Below are 16,293 nucleotides of genomic sequence, written 5' to 3' on the forward strand. Positions count from 1 at the left end.
CGGGTAAAGAGACCTAAATGCCAAAAAGGACGTGACACTAATAATGAAACTTAAAAACGCAGGGATTGGATTTCTCGTCGGTGTAACCGGCGGCACGCTTATTGCAATGCTGAATGCACCGAAATCCGGAAGTGAGCTTCAATCCTCACTGAAGTCCGGTTCAGGAAGTATGAAGTCCCAGATGGGCCAACTGAAAATTGAAGCGAACGAAGTGAAATCTTCATTCCTGAAAACAAAGCATGAATCCCAGGAAGTCTTTAAAACACTGGGCGATGAAGTCAAAACAATGATCAGCAATTACAAGGCGGACATTTCCCCGAATATTGAACGCATACAAAAAGACGTGGAAAATCTTCAAAATCGCGGTGAAGACATTCAGGAATCAGTTGGAAAAATCCAGGATAACTTTAAATTCAAATTTAAATAGACGTATATGAAGCAGCAGGGTATAAATCTTTGTACCCTGCTGCTTTCTTGTGATATATTAGCATCTGTAGTCAAAACCAAAGGAGACTTGTATAATGAAAAAGAAAATAGCTCCGATTGTCATTGGTCTTGGACTGGTTGGCCTGGCAGGCTGCTCAGACGACAATGGAAGCGGAAACAGCGAAACAGAAAATAATGAAACTGAGTTTGGCAGTGTACTTTCTACAAGTGATGCAGGAGAAGTCACAACAGATGACATCCTGAACCAGATGGGTACGAGCACTGTGGCAAACCAGACTTTCCAGCTCACTCTGGATAGTATATTAAAAGACAAATACAGTGATGCTGTCGACACTGAACAAATCGAATCCCAGATAGATGATGAGATTGAACAGATGGGCGGAGAAGAACAGTTTGCCATGGCGCTGCAGCAGCAACAGCCCGGCATGACAGTTGAAAAATATAAAGAGCAGCGTATTACAAACGCCTACCATGATAAATTCTTCGAAGAGAAATTTGAAGTGACTGACGAAGAGGCAAAAGAAAATACACGCGAAGCCTCCCATATCCTTATAGCAGTGAAAGACGAGAATGCAGAAGAAGGCGCTTCACAGCAGCCACAGGCGCCGCAAAGTGATCTGACTGACGAGGAAGCCAAGAAAAAAGCTGAAGATATTAAGGCGCAGCTTGAGGATGGAGCAGATTTCGGAGAACTTGCCAAAGAAGAATCACATGATACCGGATCAGCCCAAAACAATGGTTCCCTTGGATATGTTCAAAAAGGACAAATGGTCGAAGGTTTCGACAAAGCACTGTTTGAACTAGAAAAAGGTGAGGTCTCCGATGTTGTCAAATCTGAATTTGGATATCATATCATCAAACGTCATGATGAAGAAGATATCGATGAAGAACTGCCTCAGATCAAAAAACAGATTGTAAGCAAGAAGATCCAGGAAAACCAGGATAAAGTACTTGAATACTACAAGGAAGTACTGGAAGAATATAACGCTGATTTCGAAAATGAAGAAATCAAAACATTCATTGAAGATACTTACTTAAGCCCTGAATCACAACAGGCTCCGGATCAATCTTCCGGCGAACAACCAGCTGAAGGTGAAGAGCAATCAACCGAGGAAGAATCAACTGAAGAAAATGCAGAATAGAAAAACTGCCGCAAAATTTTGCGGCAGTTTTTTATATCATTCAAATTTCTCCGGACGGTAGAATGCCCGGTTCTCGAGCGGGAATATACGGTCTGTAAACTTCCCTCTGTCCGCCTGATTCATATGTTTGTCCATCATCATCATACGCGCATCTATATTGTCAATGAAATGCAGAATTTCCGCTTCTTTGATCATAGGCTGCTTCGGAGAACCATATTCCAGTTTGCCGTGGTGGCTGAGGATCAGATGCTTCAGCAGCATCACTTCTTCACCTTCGATGTCAAGCTCATCTGCTACCCGTGTGATTTCATCATTCGCAATCACTATATGGCCTATAAGGTTGCCTTCGACAGTATAAGTCGTCCCCACCGGTCCTGTAAGTTCTTTTACCTTGCCGATATCATGCAGGATGATTGCGCTGTATAGAAGGCTCCGGTTCAATGATGGATAGATGTCACAGAGTGCCTCTGCTGTTTTCAGCATATAGTGTACATGATAGGCAAGACCCGAAACGAAATCATGGTGATTCGTCATTGCTGCCGGGAATGTCAAAAATTCTTTTCTGTATTTATTCAGGAGCTGACGGACAATCCTCTGGAGACTTCCATTCTCGATTTTTATCACATAATCCATTATGCTTTCATACAATGTATCTTCGTCTATAGGCGCCTTTTCAACAAAGTCTCTGGCGCTCAGGCCATCCTCTGCGTTCGCTGTCCTGAAAGCAGATATTTTCATCTGCTTCTTATTGCGGTAATCAATGACGTCGCCTTTCACTTTGATCAGGGTCTCGGGTTTCAACACTTCCATATCTTCTTTTGAAACTGTCCACAATTTCGCTTCGATTTCCCCCGAACGATCCTGGAGGAACAAAGTCATATACGGTTTTCCCTGTGTGGTTACTCCCTGCTGGCTCCTTTTTATCAAGTAGAAAGTTTCCACGCTATCCCCTGGTTTAAGCTTTGAAATATTATTAATCAGAGCCACCTCATTTCACTTTTTCTTTTAATTTTATCGTTTGTGCAGAAGGTATTGAATTATCAAGATTACATGTAAAATACAATACCTGATCTGTTACTTCATTGCGGAGATATTCCATGATGATTTTCTTACGTTCCCTGTCAAAATGGACAAATGCATCGTCGATGATGAGCGGAAGCTGATAATACCCTTTCAATGCTTTGATGAGACTCAGCCTCAGACTGATATACAGCATTTCCTTGGTGGATTGGGACAGCTCCAGCGGATGGAACAGCTGTCCATTGCTGTGCCGGACTTTTATCCCATCCTCATCATATATCACATTGATATATCTTCCCCGTGTCACACTTTCAAAAATGGACCTCGCCTCTTCTATGACGATCGGGAGGCGCTCATCCTTGATTGCCTTGATATGGGTTTCAATCAATATGCGGATGTAATTAAGTGACATATATTCCCTGGAGAGGCCCTGTATCTGATTTTTACGCATTTCGAACATATGGTTCAGTTCACTAAGCTTACCGTCACTTTCGAGACTGCCGATTTCAGAGTTGATTTCAGCAAGCACTTTCTGTTCCTGCTGGACCTTATTGTTGAATTCTTCTATCTGTCCGGAAATATTTTCTTCTTCCTCTTTCAGGTCGGCAAGCAGGAAGCGGGAAAGTTCATTTCTTGAATCATAATCAAAATGCTCTTCATCCAGTTTCGCGCTCAGTTCTTTGAATTTCGCAATATTATTATGATATTCTTCGTGCTTTCTGGCATAGTAGTAGTACTCTTCCTCGTCCTCTGCATCTACATATCCGAGCAGTTTCCCTACTTCGTCCTCTGAAACAGCATTTCTTTCTTCCAGCACATTGATTTCATTTTCCAGCAGTTTAATCTGGTCATCCAGCCTCGTGTAATGGGACTGATCTTTATACATTTTTGAAACTGTGCTATTGATATCATAAAAGATGCTGTTCTCATCATATTGGATATCCATTGTGGAGATATCATTCTTCACTTCAGTCTTGAATTCCTGGAGTTCTTTTCTTATATTATCCATTTCAAGAATATGCCTGTTAATCTGGTTTCTCTTTTGTTTGATTTCCCTGATGGTATGGATGGCATCCACGATATACTTATTTTCAATATCCGGATTTACCATAAGACTTTTCTTTACTCTGAGCAGATCAGTATTGAGAGAATCATGAAGTGTTTCTTTTACTGACAGTGCATCTCTCATCTCTTCAAGTTTTACATTGGAAGAAATGCGTTTTGTAGTCTGCGTTTTCAAATCCATTTTCAAATCTCTTGCATCGTTTATATCAAAGTCCACGTCGTTGTTTCTTTTAATCGTATCGATGATATCCTCCAGCTCACGAACTTCCTTCTGGTAATCCGTCTTAAGAGATTCATCCTCTTTCTGATTCGTAAGCATCAGGAGCAGAAGCGTGACTATACCGATTGCTACAAACACTCCACCCATCAGCCAGTTTGATGAAAACAGATAATAAATACCGATCAGAAGTGCAATGACACTGATTCCGATGATCAAAATGGACTGCCCGCGCTTCACTCTGTTTCTTTCTCGTTTTTCCCGCTCATAGTCCTTTTCGATGAGTTTGAACATTTTCTCTTTTTCTTTAAGTTCGAACTCGCGGTCGATCACTTCTTTTTTAATGCGCAGCCGCTCTTCGCTGATCTGAGAATTTTCGAGACGTTCTATATCCTGGTCGAGCTGTTTTAAATCGGATTTAAGATGGTCGATCTCCCTGACCAGATATTGTTCTTCGAGTACAGCTTCATCAAGTTTTGAAAGCAGTGTCTGAACCGATTCCTTAACAATATTGGAATCGTCCACATCGTCATGTTCCTGCTGCCAGCCGATATCTCTCTGCAGTTGGACGATGTCGTCTTCCAGATTTTCAACAGCTGTACTGAGACGGGATACTTCCAATTTTTTCTGTTTGATATCCGGCTCTCTTTTTTGAATTTTTTCCAGACAGGAGAGATGCTCTTTATCAGGAAGCTCAACTGCCGAGATTTCAGTTTTCAGGGATTTCAGTTTTTCTGTCCTTAGTGCAACGTCTCTTTGAATCTGCCTGATTTGATTTTTCAGACCTTCGTAACGCTCCACTCCCTGCTCTGGAAAGACGACCGGGTCGATGTTCAATTTATCTTCAAGAGATTTCCATTCTTTGATATCTGTATGGTACATGACTTCTTTCATCTTCTGTTTGCGGATTGTTTCAAGCTGATATAAAGCATTTTTCTTGGCATTTAAACTTTCTTCAGTTTTGGATTGTTCGTTGATCAACGTTTTATATCTTTCTTCATGCTGTTCAAGACTTTTAATTTTTTCATTCACAGAAGCGATCGCTTCGAGTTCCTGGTTGACCTTTGGATTGATGCCATTTTTCTTGTAAATCGATTTTAGTTCAGCATCAATCGCGCTCAGCATCTCATCATATTCATGTGAACCAAGTGCCCCTGCACGGAGCAGATATTCCTGCAGTTTATCTTCAGTCATGTTTTTATGGATATCCTGCAAACCCAATACATCAAAAGAAAATATGGAGCGATATGTTTTCTTGTCTATGAAGTTCAGCTTCTTGATCAACCAATCTTCACTTCTCACTGTACCGTCATGAAAATAAATTTTCACGTCACCCTGAACTTTCCCTTTGATCCGTTCGATTTCCACGGGCCCAGCTTCATCAGGAAATTGAACCGTCAGTTTACCCCCGTAAAGGTTATGCATCCGGGGTTCTCTTCTTGGTTCCTGTTCTTTCCTCGTCGGGAATCCGAAGAGTATGGAATGGATAAATGACTGCATTGTTGATTTGCCCGCTTCATTCTCACCAAAGATTTGGACAAACTTCTGGTTTGTATTGAGTTCAGTTTCGGTTATTTTGCCGTAACCGTATATATTAAGTGATATGATTTTCATATACTCACTACTTCCTCATAAGCATTTTAAGGCGTTCTTCGCCCTCATTGAGCAGCTCTTCCTGCTCTAATTCCTGGATAGGCAATAAGTAGCGGTTGAGCCTTGGATCCATATACATTGAATTGATCGCCTCTTTGAACAGAACATCATTGGAAGAATAGCTTGCTTTAATATCATTTAAAAGCGCTATACTGTCCTGATTCATATATTTAAGATGCAGACTGTCGATCCATATGAAATCCTTCAAGTCTCTCTCATCTTCTTTAAGAAGTTCAATGACCTCATTAAAATCCGGTTCAGAGATGATTTCATCTCCATTATGGTAAAGGGTCAGTTGGATAATCTGTTTCCCTTTTTCTCTTAATCTGTGTTTAAATTCCACAATCGACTGATACAGGTCCTGTTTATTCAATGAAGAGACATCCAGAGTATATTCTGAGAATATGATATCCTGGACCGGTATGAACTGTCTGTCGAGATAGACTTCGTCTCCTTTTACATATATGAAACCTTTTTCTCCATATTCATTCTTGTGCCTTCCCTGTATATTCCCTGAATAATGGATGGGAGGCAGATCACTCAGCTGTTCCCGCTGATGAATGTGACCAAGTGCCCAGTAATGGTACAGTTTCTGATTTAAAGTTTCCAGGTTGAATTCGGTATATCTCTCCTGTTTATAAGTACCTTTTGAATATGTACCATGCAGAAGGCCGATATGAATACCTTCGTTCATCGTGTTAACCGGATAATTATCGAGTTTATTTTCGTAGGAATCATCAAGGAAGTAACTGAAACCATGAAGGAAGATCCTCTCACCTTTTGAACTGATCATTTCATAGGTCTCTACATTTTCTTTAAACACTGTGACGTTATCCGGCCACGGTGTTTTAAAGCCATCTGTCAGAGGATCGTGATTGCCATGGATGACATATGCAAAAATCCCATTCTCCTTCAGTCTGTCGAACTGCCGCTTCATGAATATTTCCGATTTCAGAGTACGGTTCGCTTTATCGAAAACATCTCCGGCTATCACTATGAAATCCACTTTGTTTTCTATGGCGAAATCGATCATTCTTTCCACGCTATTATATGTACTGTCCATCAGTGCATTTAGAATACCGCCCGGCATCCTTGATCTGGACTTAAAAGGACTGTCTAAATGCAGGTCTGCACAATGTATGAATTTGACCATTCGTCTCACCTGACTTTTCATAAAATCATTTATGTATAGTATACCAAAAAACAGAAAAGAAAGAGGTCTGTAACAGACCTCTTTCTGAATTAATTCTGGTTGTTCAGACCGTAAAGTTCTTCAATTGGTTTCATGATCACTTTGTTGAGGTCCTGAATCAGCTGACTCATTTTCTGTTCAGCTTCCATCAATGACTTGATATTTTCATCTTTTTCGATGTCTTCAGCAGATTGTTGTGCTTTCTGCACCTCTTCTTCAAGGATTTCTTCACCCTGCATCTGCTTTTGCTGAAGGTTCATCTGAACCTCCCTGAAATCATCAAAAAGTGCTTTTGATTCTGGATTCTCATTTACTTTACCGTAAAATTCCTTCATATTTTGAAATTCTTCGGATTGACGGAGAGCACTCTCGAGTGCATTCGCCTGATCATATACGTTGACTGTCATTAGATTAAAACTCCTTTTACACAAGATATTACTACTTTAACACACTTGCGGCCCTTATAAAAAGGCTACGATGATTCCCTGCAAAACTCCTATGATTCCCCCTAAGACGAATCCCAGCACTGTAATCATTCTGAACTCTTTATCTGCAATATCAAATACCAGTTTTTCGATATGGCTCAGTTCAAAGCTGTCAATCTGTTTCTTTATCAGCTGTGCAAGCTGAAGCTTCTCGAATATTTTACCTGTGTTCTTCCCTAAATAATCAATAATGTTATCGAGAAGTTTATATTTGCCCCGCTCTTTAAACGATTCGAACATTTCCGGGTTGAATTCGGCAATCGGACGATCGAGGATTGCATCGATATTGATACGCTCCTTAAGGACATCGGAAACACTTGCAGACAGTCTTTCCTTGTCGTTTACAGATAGCAGATCACTGAGTTCATATTCTTTAAGTCTGGTGTACTCATCCTGAATGATCCGAACCTGGATATCGGTCATTTTAGGATGGTGGAGCAGTTTTATTATTTCACGCCGGATACTTTCAACGATTGATTCCTTAGTCATAATATATTTTATTGAGCGGGCAAGCCTGCCCCTGTTTTCTATAAATTCATCTGTCATGGTATATAAATCCTCATACCCTTTTTCAGATTCTATATACTCTTCGACTTTACTGATAATCTGCGGCTGAAGCGCATTTACTTTAACGTCCATTGTTGTCATGGCATCGGGCGGGATCAAATCATGAATTTTCTTATAATACAACCTGTCCCCTTCAGCAGTCACCTTATCTTCGATTTCTCTGTTGAAGCTGCCTGCAACTTTTTCAGAAAGCCCTTCACTCAAACGCTCCAGAAAATATCTCATTGACAACTTTTCATTTTCAATCGTCTCAATCTGCTTATCTATAAATAACATGATGAAATTCCTTGTTTCAGGACTTTGTATCTTTTCAATGAACACATCAGGTGTCAGAAGATGACCAATGATGATGTTTCCGAGCTTGCCGGAGGCTTCTTCCCTCCTCCTTGGAATGACGCCTGGAGTCAGAGGCAGCCTCCAGCCGAATAAATACTTTGCCTCATAGGGCTTAAACAGCATCTTGATGGCAATCATGTTGGTCATACCGCCAATGAATGAACCGATGATGCCCATGAAGATGATTAATAAAAAAACATTCAAAAGATAATCCCTCCTCGAATATTGTCATTATCCTACAAAAGTCCCTTCAGACAAAACAAAAGCACCTTTCGGCGCTTTTGTTAAAATTTATTAAACTGGCTGTAAATCTGTCTGCCTCAAGAAGAATGTACGAATTTCACGCTCGATATATGATGCATGGACCGGACGGTTCTCCGGATTAAGCACTCTGTATATATTATTGCTCTTATTGTACTCCAGACGGAAACCATTTTTAGTTTCAAGCTCTTCCCAGTAGACCGCTTCACTCTCATAATTGGGATACACACAATGACCTCTTGATATCACCTGTGCAAGCTCCAGTGGATCTCCCCCGAATGTATTTGTCAGTACTTCACTCTCTCTGAACAGTGCACATAAGGAAATGCAGGTAGTCCAGTTTGGAAGAATGCGTTCTTTCTCTATTTGTACGAGCGTTTTCTTTGAAAGCCCGATAGTATGACTCATGGAGTCCTGTGTATAACCTGCTTCAGTCCTGACCATTTTGAACTTGGACTGTAAGATTTCAGTAAAAGCCTGTTTATCCATTTCTTTCTTCCTTTCATGTCTGCCTTTTATATTGTAATATTTCAATGCTATAATAATACACTTTTAATATAATAATATATTTCGGCAAAAATTAAAAGGGGCATGCATCATTATTCACGAAGTGTTCATGATGTGCCCCTTTTAACTATTCATTTGAATTGCAGTGGATTAAGCTTTCGCTCCACCATTTTTTGCTGCCTGCCTTTCTTCTTTAACATCCTGCTGATGGTCAAGCACAACCGCAATTGCTGCATCACCTGTGATGTTTGTCATCGTTCTTGTCATATCAAGCAGTCTGTCGATACCGATAATGATACCGATCGCTGCCGGATCCAGCCCGACTGCTGTCAGCACCATTGCAAGCATTACAAGGCCGACACCCGGAACACCCGCAGTACCGATGCTCGCGACCGTCGCGATTATAACCACAGTCACCATCTGCATGATTGTCAGATCCACACCCGACAACTGGGCAATGAACACTGTTGCGACACCCTGCATGATCGCAGTGCCGTCCATGTTGATCGTTGCACCCAAAGGTTGCACGAAACTTGAAATCCCTTTACGGACTTTCAGATTCTTCTGTGCCGTTTCAAGTGAAATCGGCAGCACGGCGCTTGATGAAGAAGTACTGAACGCGACACCCATAGCCGGTGCGAAGTTCTTAATGAACCATACAAAACTCTTCTTGGCCATGAACTGCACCATTGAGCCGTATACTATTGCCATATGAATGAATAATGCAAGAAGCACACAGATAAAGTACATGCCCAGCTGCTGTATTGCATCAAATCCTGCCTGGGTAAATGCAGTTGCAACGAGTCCGAATGCGCCGATGGCTGCGAAATATTTCATGATCGCCATTACAATCCACATCACAACCTCGTTCGCCTGTTCAAATAACTTTACAAGCCCGCCAACTTTGTCTTTGACTGAAATCATCGCAATACCGATGAACACTGCGAAAGCAATCACCTGAAGCATGTTGTCCGTTGCCATCGCATTAAGGACATTGGTCGGTATTATATTGATGATCGTCTGGTCAACCGTCTGCTCGATCGCTTGTCCGGTTTCTCCACCTTCAAGTTCTGATGTCCGGTATTCTGAAACCTCTTCTGAATCCAGAAGATCCGACTGGCCGACACCAGGATCCAAAATATTTGCCAGTGTCATAGCAATGGTAATAGCAATTGAAGTAGTCACCAGATAAAATCCAAGCGTTTTGATTCCAAGACTCCCCAGAGTTTTAGGATCACCCACGTTATAAACACCAAGAACTATGGAAATAAATACAATTGGAACAACCATCATGAAAATCATATTAAGAAATAATTGTCCGATTACATTGAATATGTATTGGTCGATCCACTGTACCCATCCTTGATCAGCCATCGGACTGAGAATTGAACCTACTGCGATACCCAAAATCAAACCAATTACGATATACAGAGTCATTCTGTTACCGACTTTCATAAAATCCCCCCATAACTTTGAAAGTACTCGTCTTATTATAAGGCTATGCATTCATTTTTGTAAACTGATTTTTTGTAACCGTTTACCCCATAACCTTATTGGGCGGATCAAAACTCTACAATGTTGTATTTGATCGCATATATGACAGCCTGGGTCCTGTCTGAAACCTCCAGTTTATTCAGTATATGGCTTACATGTGTCTTCACTGTTTTTTCACTTACAAACAGCGCTTTCCCTATTTCTTTATTCGATTTCCCTTTGACTATTTCTTTCAAAACTTCAATCTCCCTTGCTGAAAGAATATTCTTTTCGTGCGGCATATCCCCTTCTCTGTCAATCACTTCCAAAATGTCCGGATGGATCACCTTCTCTCCTTCTATGACATTTTTGATGGATTCAATAAGTTCTTCCGCTGCCATCTCCTTGATGATATACCCATCAGCTTGTGCTGCAAAAACAGGGCGGATATACTCTTCACTCGTATAGCTTGATAATACGAGAACTTTGATTCCTGGATATTCCGCTTTTATCCTCCTGGTCACTTCGATGCCATCCATTTCAGGCATTACCAGATCAAGTAATACCAAGTCTGTGTCCCTGTGGTTTTCTGATAAAAATTCCAATGTTTCCGCCCCGGTACCGAAATCCTCGATTACCCTTATATCTTCAGTGGTGGATAGCAGAAATTTCATGCCCTCCCGTACTATATGATGATCGTCAGTCATTATGATTTTATACATTTGCTCATGCTCCTCTCGGTACAGACACTTTTATAGAAGTCCCTTCGCCTTTTTTTGATTTTATTTCCAGTATGCCTCCAAGTTTCCTGACCCTGTCTTTCATATTACCTAAACCATAGCTGTAACCACTTTTTTCTTTCTGCTCAAAACCGATGCCGTCATCTTTGATTTGGATGTTGAGCTCGTCGCTCTTTGAAAGGATTGCAATCTCGGCTTTCGTCGAGCCTGAGTGCTTTCTGACATTATTCAACCCTTCCTGCATCACTCTGTACAGACCAACTTCAATGTGATCCGGAACATCATAGAAGCCGGTCACTTTGACTTCCAGCTCCAGACCGAGCAAATCTGCATATTTTTCTATCGCATCAATAATCCCTTTTTCCAGTCCAATCGGTTTCAGCTGCCAGATCAACGCCTTCATTTCCCTCATGGCGTGTTTCGAAGTATTTTCGATCGAATCAAAGGCATCGGATAATTTTTCCTTATCCTTCAACGTCTTTGCAGCATGAGAAGTGATACCGATTGAGAAAAGCATCTGGTTAACGGAATCATGTAAATCACGGGCCAGACGCTGACGTTCCCTTATTATCATATTTTCCTGTTCCTGGGCCGTAAGTTCTATCCGTTTTAAAGTCGAACCGATCTGGAAAGCAACGGATTCCAGCAGATCCAGTTCATCTTTGGCAAACTGCTCTGTATAGGGGCTGGCAACATTCAAGAGGCCGAATGATTCATCCCCTGACAAAAGCGGCACTGTGGCATGATGGGTGATGTTATTATTTTCCTCGGGATACTCCATCCTTGCTTTCTCCAGACGGGAACATACGAATATATTCGTCGCCCGGTCAAGCTCCCTGTTATTATATTTGTTGACACACCAGCACTTACCCTCGCAAAGATGCTGATACCCTTCTTTTTTCAGTGATGGCGGCAGCTGGTAATGAGCCTTTAATTCCGGATTTCCATCATTATCAATGAAAAACAGCCAGCCGGTTTCAAAATCAGAATGGTCGATTAAAAGTCTGAGCGCACCTTCTATCATTGTGTTTCTATCTGTTTCTTCGTTGAGGAATTCCGCAATATCTTTCAAAAGCTGCAGTTTACTTTTCATCAGGTCTTCACCCTCCAACTTTTAAAGTTAATCATTTTGTAAAATTCTCACTGCCAACTAAACAAAGCATTCTTTTATAATGGTATAGTATGAATTATAAATTAACACCAAACAGGAGGTCTCAGATGGATCGCAGAAAATTATACTTGCAATTGCTATTCTTCACTTCACTCATTGCAACGATGGGTTCTCTCTACTTCAGTGAAATCAGACAGTATGTTCCATGCGAATTCTGCTGGTATCAGCGTATTCTCATGTACCCCATCGTCATCATCTCCCTTATCGGCCTCATAAGGAATGATTTCGGTGCAAAATATTATATCCGTATCTTCAGTATACTCGGTATCATCATCGGCGGTTACCATTATGCGCTCCAAAAAGTAAGTATTCTGGGGGACGGCATGGCTGCATGTGAGGGTGTCTCCTGCACGGTTCAATATATAAACTGGTTGGGTTTTATAACAATTCCTCTCCTGTCATTCACAGCGTTTGTAGTTATTTTAATTTTAACATTTTTGATCAAAAAAGATTAAAGGAGAATTTATAATGGGAAACAAAGTATTTTACGGCATCATCGCTATAGTTATTATTGTTTTTATTGGAGTATTCATTTTCATGAACAGCAGTTCTGATGATCCAGAGAGTCTCAGTGAATCCGGCTATTATCCTTACACTGACAAAGATCCCGGTGAACTGGAAGGCGCAACAATCGACAAGCTGGATGACGAAAACTATCAGCACAATAAGACACTTGATGAAGTCGGAGACATCGTAAGCGGCGGTGAAGGAGAATTCGTATATTTCTGGAGCCCGACATGTATGCACTGTGAAGCTGCTACGCCTTTCCTGATGGACGCCTTCAATTCAGCTGGTGAAGAAGTAACACAGCTAAATATCCTAGAGTACGAACAGGCATGGCAGGAATATCAAATTGAGGCTACACCTACTCTTGTCTACTTCGAAAATGGTGAAGAAGTAGACCGAATCACCGGCAACCCTGGAAACTCGGATGACTATGAGTCATTCATTAATGCAATGACTGGAGAAGAATAAATGAAATTCACCGTAAACGAGCGCTTCGACTCAATGTCACTCGAAGATATATTGAAAGCACTGCATGTTCCGAAGAAAGAAATGCATCTGCTGAGAATGTCAAAGGACATTGTAATCAACGATGAAAAAAAGCCGCTCAACAGTACAGTTTCATCCGGTGACAAAGTGGTTCTGCCTGACGATCACAGTCCAAGCAACTACAAACCCAGTTACCGCACTTGTGATATTTTATACGAAGACAGATATCTGGCTGTCCTGTTCAAGCCGAGAGGTGTAAAAACCCATCCCAATGACATGCATGAAACGAACACTCTGATGAATCATGCGATTTATACATTGGAAACACCTTATCTTGAACCTGTCCACAGGCTGGATCAGGAAACAAAAGGTGTACTTTTAGTCGCGAAGCACCCACTGGTCAAGAAAATGCTCGATCACATGCTCGCCGAGAGGGAAATTAAAAGGACTTACATCGCCAGGGTTGATACTAAAAAACTGGTTGAAGCGCAGACTGTCAATCTGCCGATTGCCAAAAACCCCAAAGAACGCAACAAATATCATGTTACAGATAAAGGTAAAGAAGCAATCACTCATATTTTAAGCTCAAAAGTACATCAGGATTACTGCGAAATTGAAATTGAACTCGAAACTGGAAGGACACACCAGATCAGAGTGCATCTGGAGCATATCGGGCTGCCCGTAATCGGAGACACACTCTATGGCGGAGCGACACTCCGCGACCTCCAGCTGTTCAGTTACAGAATTGAATTCGTCCATCCGATCACCCAAAAAGATATCATCGTTGAATTGGACAGGGAAACTCTATAAAAAAGCAGACTCACGGTAGTCATCTTCAAAAGTTGGATTTTCAACTCCAACCTTTGAGGGCGACACCAAAGTCTGCTTTTTTATATATGCACTTTTATATGACCTGCTGCATTTTCAAGCAGCTTCCTGCCGTCAATGGAACCGATTGATTCGGGATGAAACTGAACACCTTCAACAGGCAATTCTCTGTGTCTGATCCCCATGATTTCTCCATCTTCATTTTCCGCAGTCACTTCAAGACAGTCCGGCAATGACATCCTGTCAACGACGAGTGAATGATAGTTCATCACTTCAGTCCCCTGCGGAATTGCTTTATATATACCTGCCGCATCGTGATGGATGCTTGAAGTTTTTCCATGCATCAGCCTTTCGGTTTTAACAATTTGACCGCCGAATGCATAAGCTATGGCCTGGTGTCCCAGGCATACTCCGAATATTGGAATGACGCCTTTGAACTTTTCTATCACTTCAAGCGTCATACCTGTCTGTTCGGGTGTACGCGGCCCCGGAGAAAGAAATATCAGATCGGGTTTTAATTCTTCAATTTCAGTCAGGCGGACCTCATCATTCCTTCTGACCGTTATCTCTTCTCCGATTTCCCCTAAAAACTGAACAATGTTGAAAGTAAAGGAGTCGTAGTGATCAATCATGTATATCATATTATCCTCTCCTCCTCAGGCATTTGAATGTACTTCCTGTTCCCTGAATATCAGTTCAGACAAATGGACTGCTTTTTCAAGTGCGCTCGCCTTATTGATCGTCTCCTGATACTCCGATTCCGGATCTGAATCTGCAACAACACCTGCCCCCGCCTGGATATATAGATCATTTCCGGACAGGGTCATCGTCCGTATCGTGATACATGAATCCATATTGCCGTCGAAGCCGAGATATAGAATACTGCCGCCGTACAGGTTTCTCGGTGTGGGCTCAAGCTCCCTCAAAATTTGCATCGCCCTTACCTTTGGTGCACCTGACAGTGTTCCAGCCGGAAAAGAGGAGATAAATGCATCGATCGGGGAAACTTCATCTCTCAAATCTCCATTGACTTTACTGATGATATGCATCACTTTTGAAAACTTTCCAATAGTCATATAATCGCTGACGGTTACAGTTCCGTATACAGACACCCGGCCGATATCATTTCTGGCGAGATCTACAAGCATGCGGTGTTCTGCAATCTCTTTTTCATCATTTAGCAATTCTTCAGCCAGCCTGTCATCCTCTTCTTTTGTTTTCCCACGCTTTCTGGTCCCCGCAATAGGATGGATTTCAAGCTTTCCATCCTGAACCTGCAGCTGCCTTTCAGGAGAACTGCCGATCACTTCAACATCATTGAACTTCAGGTAGTACATATAAGGCGACGGATTCACATTCCTTAATACTCTGTACAATTCAAATCCGCTTCTCTCTGTTTTCGTATGGAACCTCTGCGACAGAACAGCCTGGAGGATGTCTCCCTTCGTGATATACTCTTTTATTTTTCCAACGTCTTCTTTAAATTTATCTTTCCCATAATTACTCTCCATCTTTTTTGCAGGGCTTTCATACAGATCCACAGGCATCATCAGATCGGAAAGCTCACTGTTTTTAACCAGACGGTCTCTGATGTATCTGATATGGTGATTTGCCCTGTCATAGATTTCACGAGGAGATTTATCCTCACTGATTCTGGCAAAAGTCAGTATCGTTATTTTTTTCGTCCGATGATTATACGCGAGCAGGGTCTGGCAGAATAAAAGGTGATAATTCGGGAGCTTCTCCTCTGTCACAATCGCTTTTTGAACAGGTTCATAGTCGGAAATGGCATCATAGCTGATGTAGCCGACGCCTCCACCCTTGAAAGGAATATCGATTTCAGGGATCTTCACCTTCAATTCAGCAAGCACTGTATCGAAAGCACTTTTGAACGAGGGTTTTTTTGCTGTGAAACTATACTGTAGATCCCGGATGACAAATTCATTATTTACCTCCGTCACATCTATCATGGGATTTATGCCAATAAATGAGAAATTGGACCACGGGGATCCCGGCTCCTGACTTTCCAGCATATAGGCTGCTTCATCTTTTAAAGCATGAAACATATGAACCGGTGTCAGTACATCAGTATAAAAAGATTGCACAACCGGAACTGTGCGGAAGGTTTTTGCATCATTTAAAAACGCTTCATACGTGGTCATCTTATCACCTCGTTCATTTTTTCGGAAACATATG

General features: G+C 41.6%; 16 protein-coding genes. 5 read left to right on the top strand and 11 right to left on the bottom strand.

Annotated features, from left to right (window positions below):
• Positions 1-43 precede the first annotated feature (43 nt).
• Positions 44-427 carry a YtxH domain-containing protein gene (locus BM271_RS13730; protein ID WP_046790614.1) on the top strand — a complete coding sequence of 128 codons (384 nt, stop codon included), beginning with the start codon at positions 44-46 and terminating at the stop codon, positions 425-427.
• 94 nt (positions 428-521) lie between these two features.
• Complete coding sequence (locus tag BM271_RS13735; protein ID WP_046790615.1) at positions 522-1,589, top strand: peptidylprolyl isomerase; 1,068 nt, start codon at positions 522-524, stop codon at positions 1,587-1,589.
• A 36-nt stretch (positions 1,590-1,625) separates the two neighbouring features.
• Here the strand turns inward: BM271_RS13735 and yhaM are convergent, their stop codons facing one another.
• From yhaM to BM271_RS13780, 9 genes are all read right to left on the bottom strand, one after another.
• Positions 1,626-2,567, bottom strand: coding sequence for a 3'-5' exoribonuclease YhaM (gene yhaM, locus BM271_RS13740; RefSeq protein WP_046791533.1), 942 nt, complete (start codon positions 2,565-2,567; stop codon positions 1,626-1,628).
• 10 nt (positions 2,568-2,577) lie between these two features.
• On the bottom strand, positions 2,578-5,505 hold the full coding sequence (locus BM271_RS13745) for an ATP-binding protein (protein ID WP_046790616.1): 2,928 nt from the start codon (positions 5,503-5,505) through the stop codon (positions 2,578-2,580).
• Positions 5,506-5,512: 7 nt separating this feature from the next.
• The gene (locus BM271_RS13750; protein ID WP_046790617.1) at positions 5,513-6,697 is read right to left on the bottom strand and encodes a metallophosphoesterase family protein; all 1,185 of its coding nucleotides are present in this window, start codon (positions 6,695-6,697) and stop codon (positions 5,513-5,515) included.
• Positions 6,698-6,786: 89 nt separating this feature from the next.
• Complete coding sequence (locus BM271_RS13755; protein WP_046790618.1) at positions 6,787-7,143, bottom strand: YlbF/YmcA family competence regulator; 357 nt, start codon at positions 7,141-7,143, stop codon at positions 6,787-6,789.
• A gap of 54 nt (positions 7,144-7,197) precedes the next feature.
• Positions 7,198-8,328, bottom strand: a complete 1,131-nt coding sequence (locus tag BM271_RS13760) for a DUF445 domain-containing protein (protein WP_046790619.1) — start codon at positions 8,326-8,328, stop codon at positions 7,198-7,200.
• Positions 8,329-8,418: 90 nt separating this feature from the next.
• Positions 8,419-8,874, bottom strand: coding sequence for an XRE family transcriptional regulator XdrA (gene xdrA / locus BM271_RS13765; RefSeq protein ID WP_046790620.1), 456 nt, complete (start codon positions 8,872-8,874; stop codon positions 8,419-8,421).
• Positions 8,875-9,042: 168 nt separating this feature from the next.
• On the bottom strand, positions 9,043-10,347 hold the full coding sequence (locus BM271_RS13770; protein WP_046790621.1) for a dicarboxylate/amino acid:cation symporter: 1,305 nt from the start codon (positions 10,345-10,347) through the stop codon (positions 9,043-9,045).
• 107 nt (positions 10,348-10,454) lie between these two features.
• The gene (locus BM271_RS13775; RefSeq protein ID WP_046790622.1) at positions 10,455-11,087 is read right to left on the bottom strand and encodes a response regulator; all 633 of its coding nucleotides are present in this window, start codon (positions 11,085-11,087) and stop codon (positions 10,455-10,457) included.
• A gap of 4 nt (positions 11,088-11,091) precedes the next feature.
• Positions 11,092-12,198, bottom strand: coding sequence for a GAF domain-containing sensor histidine kinase (locus BM271_RS13780; protein ID WP_200795357.1), 1,107 nt, complete (start codon positions 12,196-12,198; stop codon positions 11,092-11,094).
• 125 nt (positions 12,199-12,323) lie between these two features.
• On the opposite strand from BM271_RS13780, the gene BM271_RS13785 reads away from it, so the two are divergent.
• Genes BM271_RS13785 through BM271_RS13795 form a run of 3 tightly spaced genes read left to right on the top strand, consistent with a single transcriptional unit; the run spans position 12,324 to position 14,079 of the window.
• Entirely contained in the window at positions 12,324-12,731 is a 408-nt protein-coding gene (locus BM271_RS13785) for a disulfide oxidoreductase (RefSeq protein WP_082103676.1), read from the top strand.
• A 13-nt stretch (positions 12,732-12,744) separates the two neighbouring features.
• Positions 12,745-13,251, top strand: a complete 507-nt coding sequence (locus BM271_RS13790; RefSeq protein WP_046790624.1) for a thioredoxin family protein — start codon at positions 12,745-12,747, stop codon at positions 13,249-13,251.
• The gene (locus BM271_RS13795; protein WP_046790625.1) at positions 13,252-14,079 is read left to right on the top strand and encodes an RluA family pseudouridine synthase; all 828 of its coding nucleotides are present in this window, start codon (positions 13,252-13,254) and stop codon (positions 14,077-14,079) included.
• A gap of 80 nt (positions 14,080-14,159) precedes the next feature.
• Here BM271_RS13795 and BM271_RS13800 read toward each other — a convergent pair whose 3' ends face one another.
• Together BM271_RS13800 and trpE are read right to left on the bottom strand one after the other, a co-directional pair.
• The gene (locus BM271_RS13800; protein WP_046790626.1) at positions 14,160-14,738 is read right to left on the bottom strand and encodes an anthranilate synthase component II; all 579 of its coding nucleotides are present in this window, start codon (positions 14,736-14,738) and stop codon (positions 14,160-14,162) included.
• A 15-nt stretch (positions 14,739-14,753) separates the two neighbouring features.
• Positions 14,754-16,259 (bottom strand): anthranilate synthase component I, encoded by a 1,506-nt coding sequence (gene trpE / locus BM271_RS13805; RefSeq protein ID WP_046790627.1) that lies wholly within the window; start codon positions 16,257-16,259, stop codon positions 14,754-14,756.
• Positions 16,260-16,293 lie beyond the last annotated feature (34 nt).

The sequence above is a fragment of the Salinicoccus halodurans genome (genome assembly GCF_900114445.1).
GTDB classification, from domain to species: Bacteria; Bacillota; Bacilli; order Staphylococcales; family Salinicoccaceae; genus Salinicoccus; species Salinicoccus halodurans.

Bases quoted from the DNA above. Each gene is read 5' to 3' on its own strand.
- BM271_RS13790 (WP_046790624.1), top strand. From the start codon at position 12,745: ATGGGAAACAAAGTATTTTACGGCATCATCGCTATAGTTATTATTGTT.
- BM271_RS13745 (WP_046790616.1), bottom strand. From the start codon at position 5,505: ATGAAAATCATATCACTTAATATATACGGTTACGGCAAAATAACCGAA.
- BM271_RS13780 (WP_200795357.1), bottom strand. From the start codon at position 12,198: ATGAAAAGTAAACTGCAGCTTTTGAAAGATATTGCGGAATTCCTCAAC.
- xdrA (WP_046790620.1), bottom strand. From the start codon at position 8,874: ATGGATAAACAGGCTTTTACTGAAATCTTACAGTCCAAGTTCAAAATG.
- BM271_RS13785 (WP_082103676.1), top strand. From the start codon at position 12,324: ATGGATCGCAGAAAATTATACTTGCAATTGCTATTCTTCACTTCACTC.
- BM271_RS13755 (WP_046790618.1), bottom strand. From the start codon at position 7,143: ATGACAGTCAACGTATATGATCAGGCGAATGCACTCGAGAGTGCTCTC.
- BM271_RS13735 (WP_046790615.1), top strand. From the start codon at position 522: ATGAAAAAGAAAATAGCTCCGATTGTCATTGGTCTTGGACTGGTTGGC.
- BM271_RS13775 (WP_046790622.1), bottom strand. From the start codon at position 11,087: ATGTATAAAATCATAATGACTGACGATCATCATATAGTACGGGAGGGC.
- BM271_RS13750 (WP_046790617.1), bottom strand. From the start codon at position 6,697: ATGGTCAAATTCATACATTGTGCAGACCTGCATTTAGACAGTCCTTTT.
- BM271_RS13795 (WP_046790625.1), top strand. From the start codon at position 13,252: ATGAAATTCACCGTAAACGAGCGCTTCGACTCAATGTCACTCGAAGAT.
- BM271_RS13800 (WP_046790626.1), bottom strand. From the start codon at position 14,738: ATGATATACATGATTGATCACTACGACTCCTTTACTTTCAACATTGTT.
- BM271_RS13770 (WP_046790621.1), bottom strand. From the start codon at position 10,347: ATGAAAGTCGGTAACAGAATGACTCTGTATATCGTAATTGGTTTGATT.
- BM271_RS13730 (WP_046790614.1), top strand. From the start codon at position 44: ATGAAACTTAAAAACGCAGGGATTGGATTTCTCGTCGGTGTAACCGGC.
- trpE (WP_046790627.1), bottom strand. From the start codon at position 16,259: ATGACCACGTATGAAGCGTTTTTAAATGATGCAAAAACCTTCCGCACA.